This window comes from Nitrospiria bacterium (genome assembly GCA_035498035.1).
Classification (GTDB): Bacteria; Nitrospirota; Nitrospiria; order JACQBZ01; family JACQBZ01; genus JACQBZ01.
The window spans coordinates 1-15,086 of record DATKAN010000050.1 but is presented as its reverse complement, the minus strand read 5'-3'; the positions used below and the strand labels follow the sequence as shown (position 1 = coordinate 15,086).

At 55.0% G+C, this 15,086-nt stretch carries 14 protein-coding genes and 1 tRNA gene; all 15 read left to right on the top strand.

Annotation, left to right across the window (positions count from 1 at the left end; genetic code table 11):
* A partial coding sequence (gene tuf, locus VMN77_10270; protein HTN44166.1) for an elongation factor Tu occupies window positions 1-136 on the top strand: 136 nt, incomplete at its 5' end.
* A 52-nt stretch (window positions 137-188) separates the two neighbouring features.
* A complete protein-coding gene (gene rpmG, locus VMN77_10265) occupies window positions 189-338 on the top strand; it encodes a 50S ribosomal protein L33 (GenBank protein ID HTN44165.1) in 150 nt (49 codons plus the stop codon).
* Window positions 337-413 (top strand) — tRNA-Trp (locus VMN77_10260). The genes rpmG and VMN77_10260 overlap by 2 nt, the downstream gene beginning before the upstream one ends.
* A 55-nt stretch (window positions 414-468) precedes the next feature.
* A complete protein-coding gene (secE, locus tag VMN77_10255) occupies window positions 469-663 on the top strand; it encodes a preprotein translocase subunit SecE (protein HTN44164.1) in 195 nt (64 codons plus the stop codon).
* Between the two features lie 22 nt (window positions 664-685).
* Window positions 686-1,216: a transcription termination/antitermination protein NusG gene (gene nusG / locus VMN77_10250; protein HTN44163.1), complete on the top strand. Its 531-nt coding sequence runs from the start codon at window positions 686-688 to the stop codon at window positions 1,214-1,216.
* A gap of 56 nt (window positions 1,217-1,272) precedes the next feature.
* A complete protein-coding gene (gene rplK, locus VMN77_10245; protein HTN44162.1) occupies window positions 1,273-1,701 on the top strand; it encodes a 50S ribosomal protein L11 in 429 nt (142 codons plus the stop codon).
* Between the two features lie 21 nt (window positions 1,702-1,722).
* Window positions 1,723-2,415: a 50S ribosomal protein L1 gene (rplA, locus tag VMN77_10240; GenBank protein ID HTN44161.1), complete on the top strand. Its 693-nt coding sequence runs from the start codon at window positions 1,723-1,725 to the stop codon at window positions 2,413-2,415.
* A gap of 14 nt (window positions 2,416-2,429) precedes the next feature.
* Window positions 2,430-2,966 (top strand): 50S ribosomal protein L10, encoded by a 537-nt coding sequence (gene rplJ / locus VMN77_10235; protein HTN44160.1) that lies wholly within the window; start codon window positions 2,430-2,432, stop codon window positions 2,964-2,966.
* 43 nt (window positions 2,967-3,009) lie between these two features.
* Window positions 3,010-3,405, top strand: a complete 396-nt coding sequence (gene rplL / locus VMN77_10230; protein HTN44159.1) for a 50S ribosomal protein L7/L12 — start codon at window positions 3,010-3,012, stop codon at window positions 3,403-3,405.
* A gap of 73 nt (window positions 3,406-3,478) precedes the next feature.
* Entirely contained in the window at window positions 3,479-7,444 is a 3,966-nt protein-coding gene (gene rpoB, locus VMN77_10225) for a DNA-directed RNA polymerase subunit beta (GenBank protein ID HTN44158.1), read from the top strand.
* 76 nt (window positions 7,445-7,520) lie between these two features.
* A complete protein-coding gene (gene rpoC / locus VMN77_10220) occupies window positions 7,521-11,702 on the top strand; it encodes a DNA-directed RNA polymerase subunit beta' (GenBank protein ID HTN44157.1) in 4,182 nt (1,393 codons plus the stop codon).
* Between the two features lie 200 nt (window positions 11,703-11,902).
* Window positions 11,903-12,274 (top strand): 30S ribosomal protein S12, encoded by a 372-nt coding sequence (rpsL, locus tag VMN77_10215; GenBank protein HTN44156.1) that lies wholly within the window; start codon window positions 11,903-11,905, stop codon window positions 12,272-12,274.
* A 16-nt stretch (window positions 12,275-12,290) separates the two neighbouring features.
* Window positions 12,291-12,761 carry a 30S ribosomal protein S7 gene (rpsG, locus tag VMN77_10210; GenBank protein HTN44155.1) on the top strand — a complete coding sequence of 157 codons (471 nt, stop codon included), beginning with the start codon at window positions 12,291-12,293 and terminating at the stop codon, window positions 12,759-12,761.
* Window positions 12,762-12,790: 29 nt separating this feature from the next.
* Window positions 12,791-14,881, top strand: a complete 2,091-nt coding sequence (gene fusA / locus VMN77_10205; GenBank protein HTN44154.1) for an elongation factor G — start codon at window positions 12,791-12,793, stop codon at window positions 14,879-14,881.
* 76 nt (window positions 14,882-14,957) lie between these two features.
* Window positions 14,958-15,086: GTP-binding protein (locus tag VMN77_10200; GenBank protein HTN44153.1), on the top strand; the 129-nt coding region annotated here is incomplete at its 3' end.

Here is a 15,086-nt window from a genome sequence, read left to right as displayed (position 1 = left end):
GGTGATGCCGGGGGACAATGTGCGGATGGACGTGGAGTTGATCACGCCGATCGCGATGGAGAAGGAGTTGCGGTTTGCGATCCGGGAAGGCGGCCGCACGGTCGGTGCGGGGGTCATCAGTGAAGTCATCGCGTAAAAAAGCATACGATTAATAAGGGTCGGTAGGTTATACAAGGAGTGACATAGAAATGCGTGAGATTATTACCCTGGCCTGTACAGATTGTCGAGAACGAAACTATTCTACGGTCAAAAATAAAAAAAATGACCCGGATCGTTTGGAGCTTCAGAAATATTGCAAGATGTGCCGGAAACACACGGCACACAAGGAAGTTAAATAGGCCAGTAGCTCCAACGGCTAGAGCAGCGGTCTCCAAAACCGCGGGTTGGGGGTTCGAATCCCTCCTGGCCTGCCAGTTACTGGCCGATAACGCGCCGGGTTAGACCCGCAGGTGCACCGAGGAGAGGCTCATGCAAGGCTTTCTGGGTCGGATTTCTGCGTTTTTCAACGATGTAAGGGCGGAATTGAAAAAGGTGGCCTACCCTACACGGGCGGAGACGGTGGGGTCAACGACCGTCGTATTAATCCTTGTGATAATTATCGGAGTTTTTCTGTCTGTACTGGATATGGCCCTTGTGAAAGCAGTGCGACTCATCATTCAATAGGATAATTCAATTGGTGATTTCAATGACAAAGAATTGGTACGTTATTCATACGTATTCCGGTTTTGAGGGTCGTGTCAAAACCACAATTGAAGAGCAGGCCAGCCACCTGGGTTTACAGGAGAAAATCAGCAAAGTCTTGGTTCCGACCGAAGAGGTCATCGAGATAAAAGATGGCAAAAAAAGGGTTTCGACCAAGAAATTTTTCCCCGGTTATGTACTCATCGAAATGGAAATGACCGATGAGACCTTGCAGCTCATTAAAAACACACCCAAAGTGACCGGATTTTTGGGCGGCGAAGCCAAGCCGGCCCCCTTATCCGAATCGGAAGTGGAGACACTGCTCAAGCAATTGGATGCGGGGACGGCCGCGCCGCGCGAAAAATTACAGTTCCAAAAGGGAGACGCGGTTCGGATTATCGACGGGCCTTTTCTGGGTTTTAACGGTGTCGTCGATGAAGTGCATGCCGAGCAAAACAAGGTGAAAGTTCTGGTCAGCATTTTCGGGCGGTCCACTCCGGTGGAGCTGGGTTTCTTGCAAGTTGAGCGATTGTAGTGATCCCGGATGCCGCTGAGACGATTTGGCTTGAGGAGTGAAGAGGAGGTGTTGCTGTGGCAAAAGAAGTAACCGGTATGGTGAAACTCCAGATTCCCGCCGGTAAGGCTAATCCCGCACCGCCGGTGGGTCCCGCCCTGGGGCAACACGGTGTCAATATTATGGAGTTTTGTAAGGCGTTCAATGCAAAGACACAGAAGCAGGAAGGGGCCATTATTCCTGTCATCATCACGATTTTTTCCGATCGCACATTCACCTTTATCACCAAAACACCCCCCGCGTCCGATCTGTTGAAGAAGGCGGCAGGAATAATCAAAGGGTCTGCGGTTCCGAATAAGGATAAAGTGGGGAAGGTCACACAGAACCAGGTCGAAGAAATTGCCAAGTTGAAGATGCCGGATCTCAATGCGGTGGACCTTAAAGGGGCCGTTCATATCATCGAGGGAACGGCTCGAAGCATGGGGATCCAGGTGGTAAAGAGCTGAGGACAAGTCGAAGGAGCGGAGATGGGAAAGAAATACCTGGCAGCCAAAGCGCACGTCGAAACGAAACAGTATACGATCCCGGAGGCGATGCAGATTGTAAAAAAGGCCGCGTTCGCCAAGTTCGACGAAACCGTGGATTTGGCGGTTCAGTTGGGCGTTGATCCGAAGCATTCCGATCAAATGGTGCGTGGATCGGTTCTTCTCCCCCACGGCACCGGTAAGACGGTCCGCGTCGCTGTCTTTGCCAAAGGGGATAAGGAAAAAGAGGCGCGGGAAGCGGGCGCCGATGTCGTGGGTTCCGAAGAGCTCGTCGAAAAGATTACCAAAGGATGGCTCGAGTTCGACCGCGTTATCGCGACCCCGGATCTCATGGGAACGGTTGGCAAGCTGGGTAAAATTTTAGGTCCTCGTGGGTTAATGCCCAATCCAAAATCGGGCACCGTTACTTTTGATCTCGCCAAGGCCATTCGTGAAGTTCGTCAAGGGCGGGTTGAATTCAAGGTGGAAAAGGCGGGAATAGTCCATGTTCCTGTCGGCAAAGTCTCTTTCGAGCCTCAAAAGCTGGCCGAGAACGCTTCAACGGTACTGGAGACAATCGTCAAAGCCAAGCCGTCCACAGCCAAAGGGGTATATCTTAAAGCCATTACGGTTTCATCGACCATGGGACCTTCGATCAAAATCGATGCGCCCGGCGTCGCAAAAATGTTTGGGTGAGCGAGGGACTGCACATGAAAATGAAACGGGAAGAGAAACAACGCCAGGTCGATGAACTTCACGAGAAATTTTCAACCGCTACGGTGGCCATTTTGACGGAGTTTAAGGGATTGGCCGTGTCGGAAATGACGGAGCTTCGGCAGAAACTCCGCGGGGCCAAGGGCGAACTTCGAGTCGTAAAAAATACGCTGGCCCGACGGGCGGTCGAAGGGACGAACGTGTCCGGAACCCGAGAGGCCTTTCAAGGCGCCATCGCCGTTGCCTTCGGCTACGACGATCCTGTCGCGCCGGCCAAGATCTTGAAGGAATTCGTCGATAAGAGAACCGAAAAGATCAAGGTCAAGATTGGAGTCGTGGAAGGTCAGGTCTTGGATTCCAAGGGCCTGAAGGCCGTGGCCTCGCTGCCCAAGAAAGAAGTGCTGATCGCGGACCTGTTGAGTCGGATGCAGGCCCCGGTGAGCGGATTGGTCGGTGGACTACAGGGGATTATCCGGAAGTTCGTTTATACGGTTTCGGCGATCCGGGATCAACAATCAACAAAGACATCGTAATCGAGACAAGAACAACCAACGGTTAACCAGAAAGGAGCATGCAATGGCGACTGCAACGAAACTTTCCAAAGATGAATTGATCAAGGCGATCGAAGGAATGACGGTTCTGGAGCTTTCGGAACTGGTCAAGGCCCTCGAGGAGAGGTTTGGCGTGACGGCGGCCATGCCCGCAATGGCCGTGGCCTCGGCCGGCGGGGGTGCCGCAGCCGCCGCCGCTGAAGAGAAGACCAGTTTTGACGTGATCTTATCGTCCGCGGCGGCCGATAAGAAGATCCAGATCATCAAAGTGGTTCGCGAACTGACCAGTCTTGGCCTCAAGGAAGCCAAGGATCTCGTCGAAGGAGCGCCGAAGCCGGTGAAAAGCGGCGTGGCGAAGGAAGAAGCCGAGACCATGAAGAAGAAGCTGGAAGAGGCTGGCGCCAAGGTCGAAATTAAATAACGGTGGTTCGACAGCCCGAGAGGATCGGTTTATTATTGTCGCCGCGATGGTTCAAACATGAGGTAAAATCAGCATGACTGCTTCAAGTGGAGGATTGGAAAACGTGAGACACCGGAAGGACTTTTCGAAGATTCAAAGCAAGATTGAGATTCCCAATCTCATCGATATTCAGAAAAGTTCATACGAGCGCTTTTTGCAAATGGTTGTGGCGCCGGACCGTCGTCAAGACCGGGGGCTCCAGGCCGCCTTCAACAGCGTTTTCCCCATAACAGACTACAACGAAACGGCCATGATCGAGTTGGTCGATTATTCACTGGGCGCCCCCAAATACGGTGTGCGGGAGTGTCTGGAACGGGGCATGAATTATGCGGCCCCCCTGAAGATTCGTGTCCGCCTTCATCTTTTCGACAAAGAAGCCAAGGGGGACACAAAAAAAATCCGCGAGAGCAAGGAGTCGGAGGTCTATCTGGGCGAACTTCCGCTCATGACCGAGACCGGGACGTTCATCATCAACGGAACCGAGAGGGTAGTGGTCAGTCAGTTGCACCGCTCTCCGGGCGTGGCGTTTACCCACGATAAAGGTAAGACCCATGCCAGCGGAAAAGTTCTGTTTTCGGCGCGGATTATTCCGTATCGGGGATCCTGGCTTGATTTTGAATTCGACACGCGGGATATCCTTTACGTAAGAATCGATCGTCGTCGGAAGATGCCCGTGACGATTCTTTTAAAGGCGTTTGGGTATACCACCGAGGACCTCTATCGAATGTATTACCCCGTGGAGGAGATACAGATCCAGAAAGGAAAATTTGTCCGGAAGCTGGACCCCGATATCCATTCGGGGATCAAATCCCCGATCGATATTGTGGATAAAAAAGCCAAGGAAACGATCGTCAAGGAAGGCGGGAAGTTCACCAAGGTGATCCTCAACCGCATCCGGAAGGCCGGGATCAAAGAAATCCCGATTCCCCATGAAGAATTGATCGGTCGGCTGACGGCCGGAGATCTTTCCGATCCGAAAACGCACGAAGTTCTCCTGGCCCGCAACAAGGAAATGACCGAAGACGTGTTGCAAAAATTGTTGCGCAGTCACCTGGAGAATTTTCGACTGATCTACATCGATCCCGTCACGGTTCCGCCCGTGATTCGAGACACCCTGCCGTTGGAGGAGGTCGGATCCAAGGAAGAGGCCATGGTGGAGATTTACAAGCGTCTGCGTCCCGGCGAATCGCCTACCGTGGAAACGGCCAAAACCTTGTTCGACAACCTGTTTTTTAATCCGAAACGGTATGATCTCTCGCCGGTGGGCCGTCTTAAGCTCAATAAAAAGCTGGGTCTCGATGTCTCCCTGGAGAAGCGGACCCTGACCCCGGAGGACATCGTTGAGGTGGTTCGATATCTGATCAACTTGAAAGCCGCAAAAGGGGAGATCGACGATATCGACCACTTGGGAAACCGCCGGGTCCGGTCCGTCGGCGAGCTGCTGGAGAACCAATTTCGGATCGGTCTTGTGCGCATGGAACGGACCATCAAAGAACGGATGAACCTGCTTGATCTGGAGGCGGCCCTGCCGCATGACCTCATCAATGCGAAGCCGGTTATGGCCGCGATCAAGGAATTTTTCGGCAGCAGTCAGCTTTCTCAATTTATGGATCAGACGAACCCCCTGGCGGAGATCACCCATAAACGCCGGCTGTCCGCACTGGGACCCGGGGGGTTGACGCGTGAACGGGCTGGATTCGAGGTTCGCGACGTCCATCCCTCCCATTACGGGCGGATTTGTCCAATCGAAACTCCGGAAGGTCCCAACATCGGTTTGATAACGTCGCTGGCCACCTATGCGTGTGTGAACGAATTCGGCTTCATCGAAGCCCCGTATCGAAAAGTGAAGACGGCTCGTGTGACGGATGATGTCGAATTTTTGTCGGCCATCGATGGAGAGCGCCATGTGATCGGCCAGGCGAATTCGAAGGTTGACGGGCGCGGCCGATTGGTTTCTGAAAGTATCTCGGCCCGGTTCGCCGATGATTTTGTGACCGTTACTCCCGACAAAGTCGAGTATATGGATGTGTCCCCGAAACAGATCGTCAGCGTGGCCACCGCGCTGATCCCATTCCTTGAGAATGACGACGCCAACCGGGCCCTGATGGGATCCAATATGCAGCGCCAAGCCGTGCCGCTGATCAAAACGGAGGCCCCGTTGGTCGGAACCGGGATGGAGTCCGTGGTGGCCCGCGACTCGGGGTACGTGGTTTTTGCCCGCCACCCAGGAACGGTTCAGAGCATTGACGCCAACCGCATCGTGGTGAAATACGACCACGGCCGGTCCGGAAAGGACAAAGAGAAGGCGACCGAGGTTTTCCCTTTGATCAAGTTTCTCCGTTCCAACCAAAATACCTGCATTAATCAAAAACCGGTCGTCAATCCCGGTGACGTTGTGAAGAAGGGGGAGGTGCTGGCCGATGGCCCGGCCATCGATCAGGGCGATCTCGCTTTGGGGCGCAACGTCCTCGTGGCCTTCATGCCGTGGGGCGGATACAATTTCGAAGACGCCATTTTGATCAGTGAAAAACTGGTCAAGGAAGATATGTTCACATCGATTCATATCGAAGAATTCGAAGTGGAGGCCCGGGACACCAAGCTCGGCAAGGAGGAGATCACCCGCGATATTCCGAATGTCGGAGAGGAAGCCCTCAAGAATCTGGACGAGGGCGGTATCATTCGGATCGGGGCGGAAGTACGACCGGGCGATATTCTTGTCGGAAAGGTGACCCCAAAAGGTGAGACCCAGCTCACTCCCGAGGAGAAGCTCTTGAGGGCGATTTTCGGTGAGAAAGCCGGGGACGTCAAGGACACCTCGTTGATCGTTCCCCCGGGCGTGGAAGGGATCGTCGTCGATGTCAAGATCTTTTCTCGCAAAGGCAGCGACAAGGTGGAGCACGCCAAGGTGTTCGAGAGCGACGACATCGGGCGCTTGCAGCGGGATCACCAGGACGAGCTCCGGATCATCGATGACGAGAAAAATAAAAAAATGAGGAAGTTTCTTAACGGGAAGGTGATCAGTCGCGACATCGTCGATCCGGAGACCGGGGATGTGATTCTGAAGCGGAAGCGAAAATTGACTCCCGAGGTCCTGAAAAAAATCGCGGACGATTATTTGCGGGATATCTTGCTCAGCAATCCGGAGGATCAGGAAAAACTGCTTGAAATGGAACGCATGGCCAAGGAGCAGATGGAGATCCTCCAGGAGATTTACGACAAACGAATGGGCCGGCTCAAGGGCGGGGATGAACTTCCGCCCGGGGTCATCAAGCTGGTGAAGGTTTACATCGCGATGAAGCGGAAGGTGTCGGTCGGAGACAAGGTCGCGGGTCGTCACGGAAACAAGGGGGTCGTGGCCCGGATTCTTCGTGAAGAAGATATGCCCTATCTGCCCGACGGAACGCCGGTGGAAGTCGTTCTAAACCCGCTGGGCGTGCCTTCCCGAATGAATGTGGGCCAAATTCTGGAAACCCATCTGGGCTGGGCGGCGAAAGCGCTTGGCTTGTACGTTTCCAGCCCCGTATTCGACGGGGCCCGCGAAGGCGAGATCAAGGACCTATTGAAGAAGGCGGGCCTTCCCGAGTCGGGACAGAGCATGCTCTTTGACGGACGGACGGGCGAATCGTTCGATCGCCCCGTGACGGTGGGCTATATGTACATGATGAAACTCCATCATCTCGTCGATGATAAAATCCACGCCCGTTCGATCGGTCCCTACTCTTTGGTCACCCAGCAGCCGCTGGGGGGCAAGGCCCAGTTCGGCGGTCAGCGGTTGGGAGAGATGGAGGTCTGGGCGCTCCAGGCGTACGGTGCGGCTTCCATTCTTCAGGAATTCCTGACGGTCAAATCGGACGACGTCCCGGGAAGGTCCCGGATCTACGAGGCCATCGTCAAGGGAGAAAACTTCCTGGAGCCCGGTTTGCCGGAATCGTTCAACGTTCTTGTGAAAGAGCTGCAGAGTCTGGGCTTGGACGTTGAGTTGATGAAAACAAAAGAATAATACGAAGCATCGGTCCCCCGGTTCGAGCCGTGTTCGGACTGCAGGAGCAACAAACATTCTGAAGAGGAGTCAACCCTTGGAAGGAATTCGCTCATTTTTCGAAAAACCAAAAGAGCCGGTGTCTTTTGATGCCATTCGGATCCGCATCGCCTCACAGGACAAGATTTTATCCTGGTCGTACGGCGAAGTAAAGAAGCCGGAGACGATCAACTATCGCTCGTTTAAGCCGGAGAGGGATGGACTGTTCTGCGCAAAGATCTTCGGTCCGACCAAAGACTGGGAGTGCAATTGCGGAAAGTACAAGCGGATGAAACACCGCGGAATCGTCTGCGACAAATGCGGTGTGGAGGTCATCCAGTCGAAAGTCCGTCGGGAACGGATGGGACACATCGCCCTGGCGGCCCCCGTCGCCCATATCTGGTTTCTCAAAGGAGTCCCGAGCCGAATCGGAAATCTTTTGGACATGAGCCTGAAACAGCTCGAGCGCATCCTCTACTTCGAGGCCTATGTCGTCATCGACTCCGGAAAAACGGATCTCAAGGAAAAGGACGTTTTGACCGAAGAGAAATACCTCCAGCTGGTTCAGGAACATGGAAGCGATTTTAAAGCGGGGATGGGGGCGGAGGCCATCCGCGAGCTCCTCAAGGGTGTCGATATCGAGACGCTCTGGAAAGATCTCCATGCGAAAGTGAAAGAGGCCGACTCGACCGCGTTGAAGAAGAAGTACACGAAACGATTGAAAGTCGTCGAGGCCTTCCGAAAATCGGGCAACAAGCCCGACTGGATGATTATGGACGTGATCCCCGTCCTTCCGCCGGAACTCCGGCCGCTGGTTCCGTTGGACGGGGGACGCTTTGCGACGTCCGATCTAAACGATCTCTACCGCCGCGTGATCAACCGGAATAACCGGCTCAAGCGTCTGATTGAGCTGAAGGCGCCCGGCGTCATCATCCGGAATGAAAAAAGAATGCTCCAGGAGGCGGTCGATGCCTTGTTCGATAACGGCCGTCGGGGAAGGGCGATCAAAGGACCCAACAAGCGTCCCCTAAAATCCTTGTCCGACATGTTGAAAGGCAAGCAGGGTCGCTTCCGTCAGAACCTGTTGGGAAAGCGGGTGGACTATTCCGGCCGGTCGGTCATCGTGGTGGGTCCCGATCTGAAGCTCAACCAATGCGGTCTGCCGAAGAAAATGGCTCTGGAATTGTTCAAGCCCTTCATCTTCCACAAACTGGAGGAGAAAGGTTATGTGACCACCATTAAGAGCGCGAAGAAAATGGTGGAAAAGGAAAAACCCGAGGTCTGGGACGTCCTGGAAGGCGTGATCCGTGATCACCCGGTGCTCCTGAACCGTGCCCCCACGCTTCATCGCCTGGGGATTCAGGCGTTTGATCCGATTCTGGTCGAAGGCAAGGCGATCCAGCTTCACCCCCTCGTTTGCGCCGCGTTCAATGCGGATTTCGACGGCGATCAAATGGCCGTGCATGTGCCGTTATCCGTCGAGGCCCAGATTGAGGCGCGCGTTCTGATGATGTCCATCAACAACGTGCTATCTCCCGCCAGCGGAAAACCGATCATGGTTCCCTCTCAGGATATGGTGCTCGGGTGCTACTGGCTGACCAAGGAGCGAATGGGTGCCAAGGGCGAAGGAAAAATCTTTTCCAGCAAGGAAGAGGTCCGTGTGGCCTATGACGCGAGGGAAGTCGAAGAGCATGCCAAGATCAAGGTTCGGATCAACGACGTCCTGGCCGAGACCACGGTCGGCCGGGTCATTTTCTCCGAGATCCTTCCGGAGGGCCTTTCGTTTAACACCGTGAACCGCCTGATGACCAAAAAAGACGTCATGAAATTGATCGACGTCTGTTATCGGGAGTGTGGCCACCGCGAGACCGTTATGCTTTTGGACAAAATCAAAGATGTCGGATTTTTCTTCGCGACGAAAGCCGGGATTTCGATCTGCATCGATGACATGCACATTCCCGCGAAAAAAGAAGAGCTGATCGACCGTGCGCAGCGGGAGGTCGTGGAAATCGAGAAACAGTACGCCGACGGTCTCATCACCAACGGAGAGCGGTACAACAAGGTCATCGACATCTGGGCCCACGTCACCGAGCTCGTCGCCAGCGAAATGATGAAAGAGTTGGGAGGCAACGGTGGGAACGGGAAAGGGGCCAGGAAAGAGCAGAAGGAATTCAATTCAATTTACATGATGGCCGACTCCGGGGCGCGGGGCAGCACGCAGCAGATCCGTCAGTTGGGCGGGATGAGAGGGTTGATGGCCAAGCCGTCGGGTGAGATCATCGAAACCCCCATCACGGCGAATTTCCGCGAAGGCTTGACGGTGTTGCAGTATTTCATTTCCACTCACGGGGCCCGAAAAGGCTTGGCGGACACCGCCTTGAAGACGGCCAATTCCGGTTACCTGACCCGCCGTCTGGTGGATGTTTCACAAGATATGATCGTCAGCGAAGACGACTGCGGTACCGTGGACGGGATCGAGGTGAGCGCCCTGGTGGAGGGGGGAGAGATCGTCCAACCTCTTGAGGAGCGTATCCTGGGCCGCATTGTCGCCGAGGACATCCGGGACCCTTTGACGAATGAAGTCATCGTCGAAGCCGGAAAAGAGATGGATGAAGAACGGGTCAAGGCCATCGTCGAAGCCGGTATCGACAAAATCAAGATTCGTTCCGTCCTCACCTGCCAAAGCCGGCGGGGCGTTTGTGTGAAGTGCTACGGCCGGGATCTCGCACGGGGAAAGCTGGTCGAAAAGGGAGAGGCGGTGGGGATCATCGCGGCCCAGTCCATCGGGGAGCCGGGGACCCAGCTGACCATGCGGACGTTCCATATCGGCGGTACGGCCAGCAAGGTCGTGGAGCAGACGATCCTGGAGGCCAAGAATACGGGTACCCTGAAATTTCTCAGCTATGACGCGAAGAAGAACACGGATATTCATAACGCCGGGATCGCCGTGCGGAACAAAGAAGGCGAATGGGTGGTCATGAACCGCAACGCCAAGATCGCCATCTACGATGAACGCGGGCGTGAAAAAGAGAAGTACTCGGTCGTTTACGGCGCCAAGATCAAGATTAAAGACGGCGGCCGGGTCGAGGTGGGACAAAAGCTGGTGGAATGGGATCCCTATTCGTTGACGATTCTCACCGAGATGAGCGGCAAGGTGGCCTTTGGGGATATCATCGAGAACGTTACGATGAAGGAAGAGGTCGACGAGGTCACCGGGTTGTCCCGCAAAGTCATCATCGACTATCCCGGTTCGGATTTTCGTCCCCGGATTTCGATCAAGGATGAATCGGGGAAAACCGCGAAAATTTCCGGGACATCGGTCGCGCGGTACTTATTGCCCGCAGGTGCCCATATTCTTGTGGAAAAGGGGGCCCACGTCTATTCGGGCGATGTCCTGGCCAAGATTCCACGCGAAACGACCAAGACCAAGGACATCACGGGGGGTCTTCCGCGTGTGGCGGAGCTTTTCGAGGCGCGTCGGCCAAAGGAACAGGCGGTCATCAGTGAAATCGACGGAACCGTCGAATTCGGCGGTTTTGTCAAGGGTATGAGAAAAGTGGTCGTGAAGAATGAGATGGGGGATGTCCGAGAATATTATATTCCGAAGGGGAAGCATGTCAGCGTTCATGAAGGCGACTGGATCCATGCCGGTGAAGCCCTGATGGACGGCTCCGCGAATCCCCACGACATTCTCGACGTGCTGGGACCGAAGGAATTGCAAAAATATCTGGTGGATGAGGTGCAGGAGGTTTACCGTCTCCAGGGCGTGGCCATTAATGACAAGCACATCGAGATCATCGTCCGACAAATGCTGCGAAAGGTGAAGATCGAGGATCCGGGAGATACCGAGTTTCTCATCGGGAGTCAGATCGAGAAGTCCGTATTTGCCGCGGAAAATGAGAAAGTCACGGAGCAAGGCGGAAAACCGGCCATCGGGAAGCCGATCCTCCTGGGCATCACCAAAGCATCGCTCTCGACGGATAGCTTTATTTCAGCCGCTTCGTTCCAAGAAACGACGCGGGTGCTCACCGAAGCGGCCATCAACGGAAAGATGGATGATCTGACCGGGTTGAAGGAAAACGTGATTGTCGGGCGCTTGATCCCCGCGGGCACGGGGTTGGACGCCTATCGAGAAACTTTTGTAAAGGTGCCGGCGGAACCGGTTCAGGAAGTCGCAACGGAATCCATCGAGGAAGGAGGCGAGGGGAAGGATTTGGCTCTGAAGGAAAACCTTCCGTGATGATCAGCCTGATGGTGGTCCATCCTGCCGGGGCGGAACCCGCTCCGGGGTGTGGCCCGATTTCATTCGGAACACGGTAAATCTGTTCCGTTAAAATACCTTGACAATTGGATTATTATCCAGTAGAATCCTAAAGTTTTTCCGGATTCATTGATTTCTGTCTTTGATGACGATGGGTTTTTCAGTCTGAGAGGGGACTCGTGCCGACGATCAATCAGCTTGTGCGACAAGGAAGAAAACTGGCGAAGGGTAAAACGAAGAGCCCGGCCCTGAAAGGTTCGCCCCAGAAAAGAGGAGTGTGCATCCGAGTCTATACGACCACTCCCAAGAAGCCTAATTCGGCCCTGCGGAAGGTGGCCCGAGTCCGATTGACGAACGGAATGGAAGTCACGACGTATATTCCCGGGGTCGGTCATAATTTGCAGGAACACTCGATCGTCCTGGTGCGGGGGGGGCGTGTGAAGGACCTCCCGGGTGTGCGTTACCACATCGTGAGGGGTGCATTGGATACGGTGGGCGTACAGAATCGTAAACAGGGCCGGTCCAAGTACGGCGCCAAACGGCCCAAATAGCTACCCAGAGAAGACTATGCCAAGAAGAGCAGCGATCTCGCAACGCGTGGTGAGCCCGGACCCCCGGTACAACGACAAATTGGTCAGCAAGCTGATCAACGTGATCATGCGCAAGGGGAAAAAAAGCACGGCCGAGAAGATCTGCTACCAGGCGATGGATTCCATCAAGACCAAAACCGGAAACGATCCCTTGAAGGTCTTTAAGACGGCGATGGATAACGTCAAGCCCATGCTGGAGGTAAAATCGCGTCGTGTCGGAGGCGCATCGTATCAGGTTCCCGTGGAGATTCGCCCGAACCGCCGCCTGGCGCTGGCGCTGCGCTGGCTGACTCAATTCGCCCAGCAACGCTCCGGGAAAAGCATGCAGGAGAAGCTGGCGGCCGAAATTTTGGACGCGTCCAACAACACGGGCGGGGCGATTAAAAAGAAGGAAGATACGCACCGCATGGCAGAAGCGAACAAGGCCTTTGCGCATTACCGTTGGTAACTGTCACTGAACGGAATTCGGAGGAAATCGTGCCTCGGCAATATTCACTGGATCGCACGCGAAACATCGGCATTATGGCCCATATCGATGCCGGCAAGACCACCACGACGGAGCGGATCCTCTATTATACCGGGATGACCCACCGGATCGGAGAAGTGGACGAGGGCACCACGACGATGGACTGGATGGAGCAGGAGAAGGAACGGGGCATCACGATCACGGCCGCCGCGACCACCTGCTTCTGGAAAGATTACCGTATCAATATCATCGATACGCCGGGCCATGTGGATTTTACCATCGAGGTCGAGCGGTCGCTTCGCGTTTTGGATGGCGCGGTCGCCGTGTTCGATTCGGTTCAGGGCGTGGAGCCGCAATCCGAAACCGTATGGCGCCAAGCGGACAAATACAAGGTGCCCCGGATCGCGTTTATGAACAAGATGGATCGCACCGGGGCCGATTTCTATGAAAGCGTAAAATCCATGGTGGATCGCCTGGGGGCGAAGCCCGTGCCCATTCAGATTCCGATCGGAAAAGAATCGGGATTCCGCGGATCGGTCGATCTCATCTCGATGAAGGGGGTCTTCTTTGACGACGAGACCCTTGGAGCGAAATACGAAATAAAGGACATCCCGGAAGATCTGATGACGCTGGCCAAGGAATACCGTGAAAAAATGCTGGATTCCGTCGCCGAATTCGACGAAACGGTCCTTCAGAAGTTTTTGGACGGTCAGGATCTGTCTCCGGAAGAGATTCACCGCGCCATCCGGAATGGCACCTTGATGATGAAGATCAATCCGGTTTTGTGCGGCGCTTCGTTCAAAAACAAGGGGGTCCAGCTGTTGTTGGACGCCGTCGTCCAGTATCTCCCGGCGCCGACCGATCTCCCCCCGGTGAAGGGGATCGAGTCAAAAACCGGAACGGAGGTGGAGCGCCGGGTCAGCGACGACGAGCCCTTTTCGGCCCTGGCGTTTAAGATCATGACCGATCCCTTCGTGGGTCAGCTGACCTATTTCCGCGTCTACTCGGGGGTGCTCAAGGCGGGCTCCTATACCTACAATTCGACGAAGGACAACAAGGAGAGGATCGGCCGCCTTTTGAAGATGCACGCCAACAAACGCGAAGACATCAAGGAGGTCTACGCGGGTGAGATTGCGGCCGCCGTCGGTCTGAAGAACACCACGACCGGGGACACGCTCTGCGAGGAAGATCATCCCATCCTGCTCGAGGTGATGAAGTTTCCGGAGCCCGTCATCTCCATGGCGATCGAACCGAAAACGAAGCAGGACCAGGAGAAGCTGGGTTTGTCGTTGCAGCGACTGGCCCAGGAGGATCCCTCGTTCCGGGTTTCAACCGATGAAGAGACCCTCGAAACGATCATCTCCGGGATGGGGGAGCTCCATCTTGAAATCATTGTGGATCGGCTCCTGCGGGAATTCAAGGTCGATGCCAATGTGGGAAAACCCCAGGTCGCGTTCAAGGAGACCATCCGAGCCAAGGCCGAGGCCGAAGGAAAATACATCCGGCAGACCGGCGGCCGCGGACAGTACGGCCATGTTTTTCTCGAAGTCGAGCCGGTGGAGCCCGGAAAAGGATTTGAATTCGTCAATAAAATCGTCGGCGGAGCGATTCCGAAGGAATATATTCCCGCCATTGAGAAAGGCATCCGCGAGGCCATGGATAACGGGGTGATGGCCGGTTACCCGATGGTCGACATTCGGGTCCGGGTTGTCGACGGATCCTATCACGATGTGGATTCCTCGGAGATGGCCTTCAAAATTGCGGGATCGATGGGTTTTAAAGAAGCGGTCCGCCGCGCCAGCCCCGTCCTCCTCGAGCCCATCATGACGATCGAAGTGATCGTTCCGGAGGAATACATGGGGGATATCATCGGCGACCTCAATTCGCGACGGGGAAAAATCCAGGGGATGCGGGCCCGGGCCGGCGCGCAGGTGATCGACGGACTGGTGCCGTTGAAAGAGATGTTCGGATATGCGACGGATATTCGGTCCATGAGCCAGGGCCGCGCGGTCTTTACGATGCAGTTTTCTCATTACGATCAAGTGCCCAAACAGATTGCGGACGAAATCATCGCAAAAGTACAGGGCAAAGCGGAAGCGTAATTCGGAGGCCTCGGGTTTGGCCGGTGGCGCCGTTGGGGTGAGCGGGGTGGTCCCCCAATAGAACTAGGGAGGAAATATGTCGAAGGCGAAATTTGAGCGGACGAAGCCGCACATCAACATTGGGACGATCGGGCACGTGGATCACGGGAAGACGACGTTGACGAGTGCGATCACGAAGGTGTTGGCGGAGAAGAAGATGGCGGAG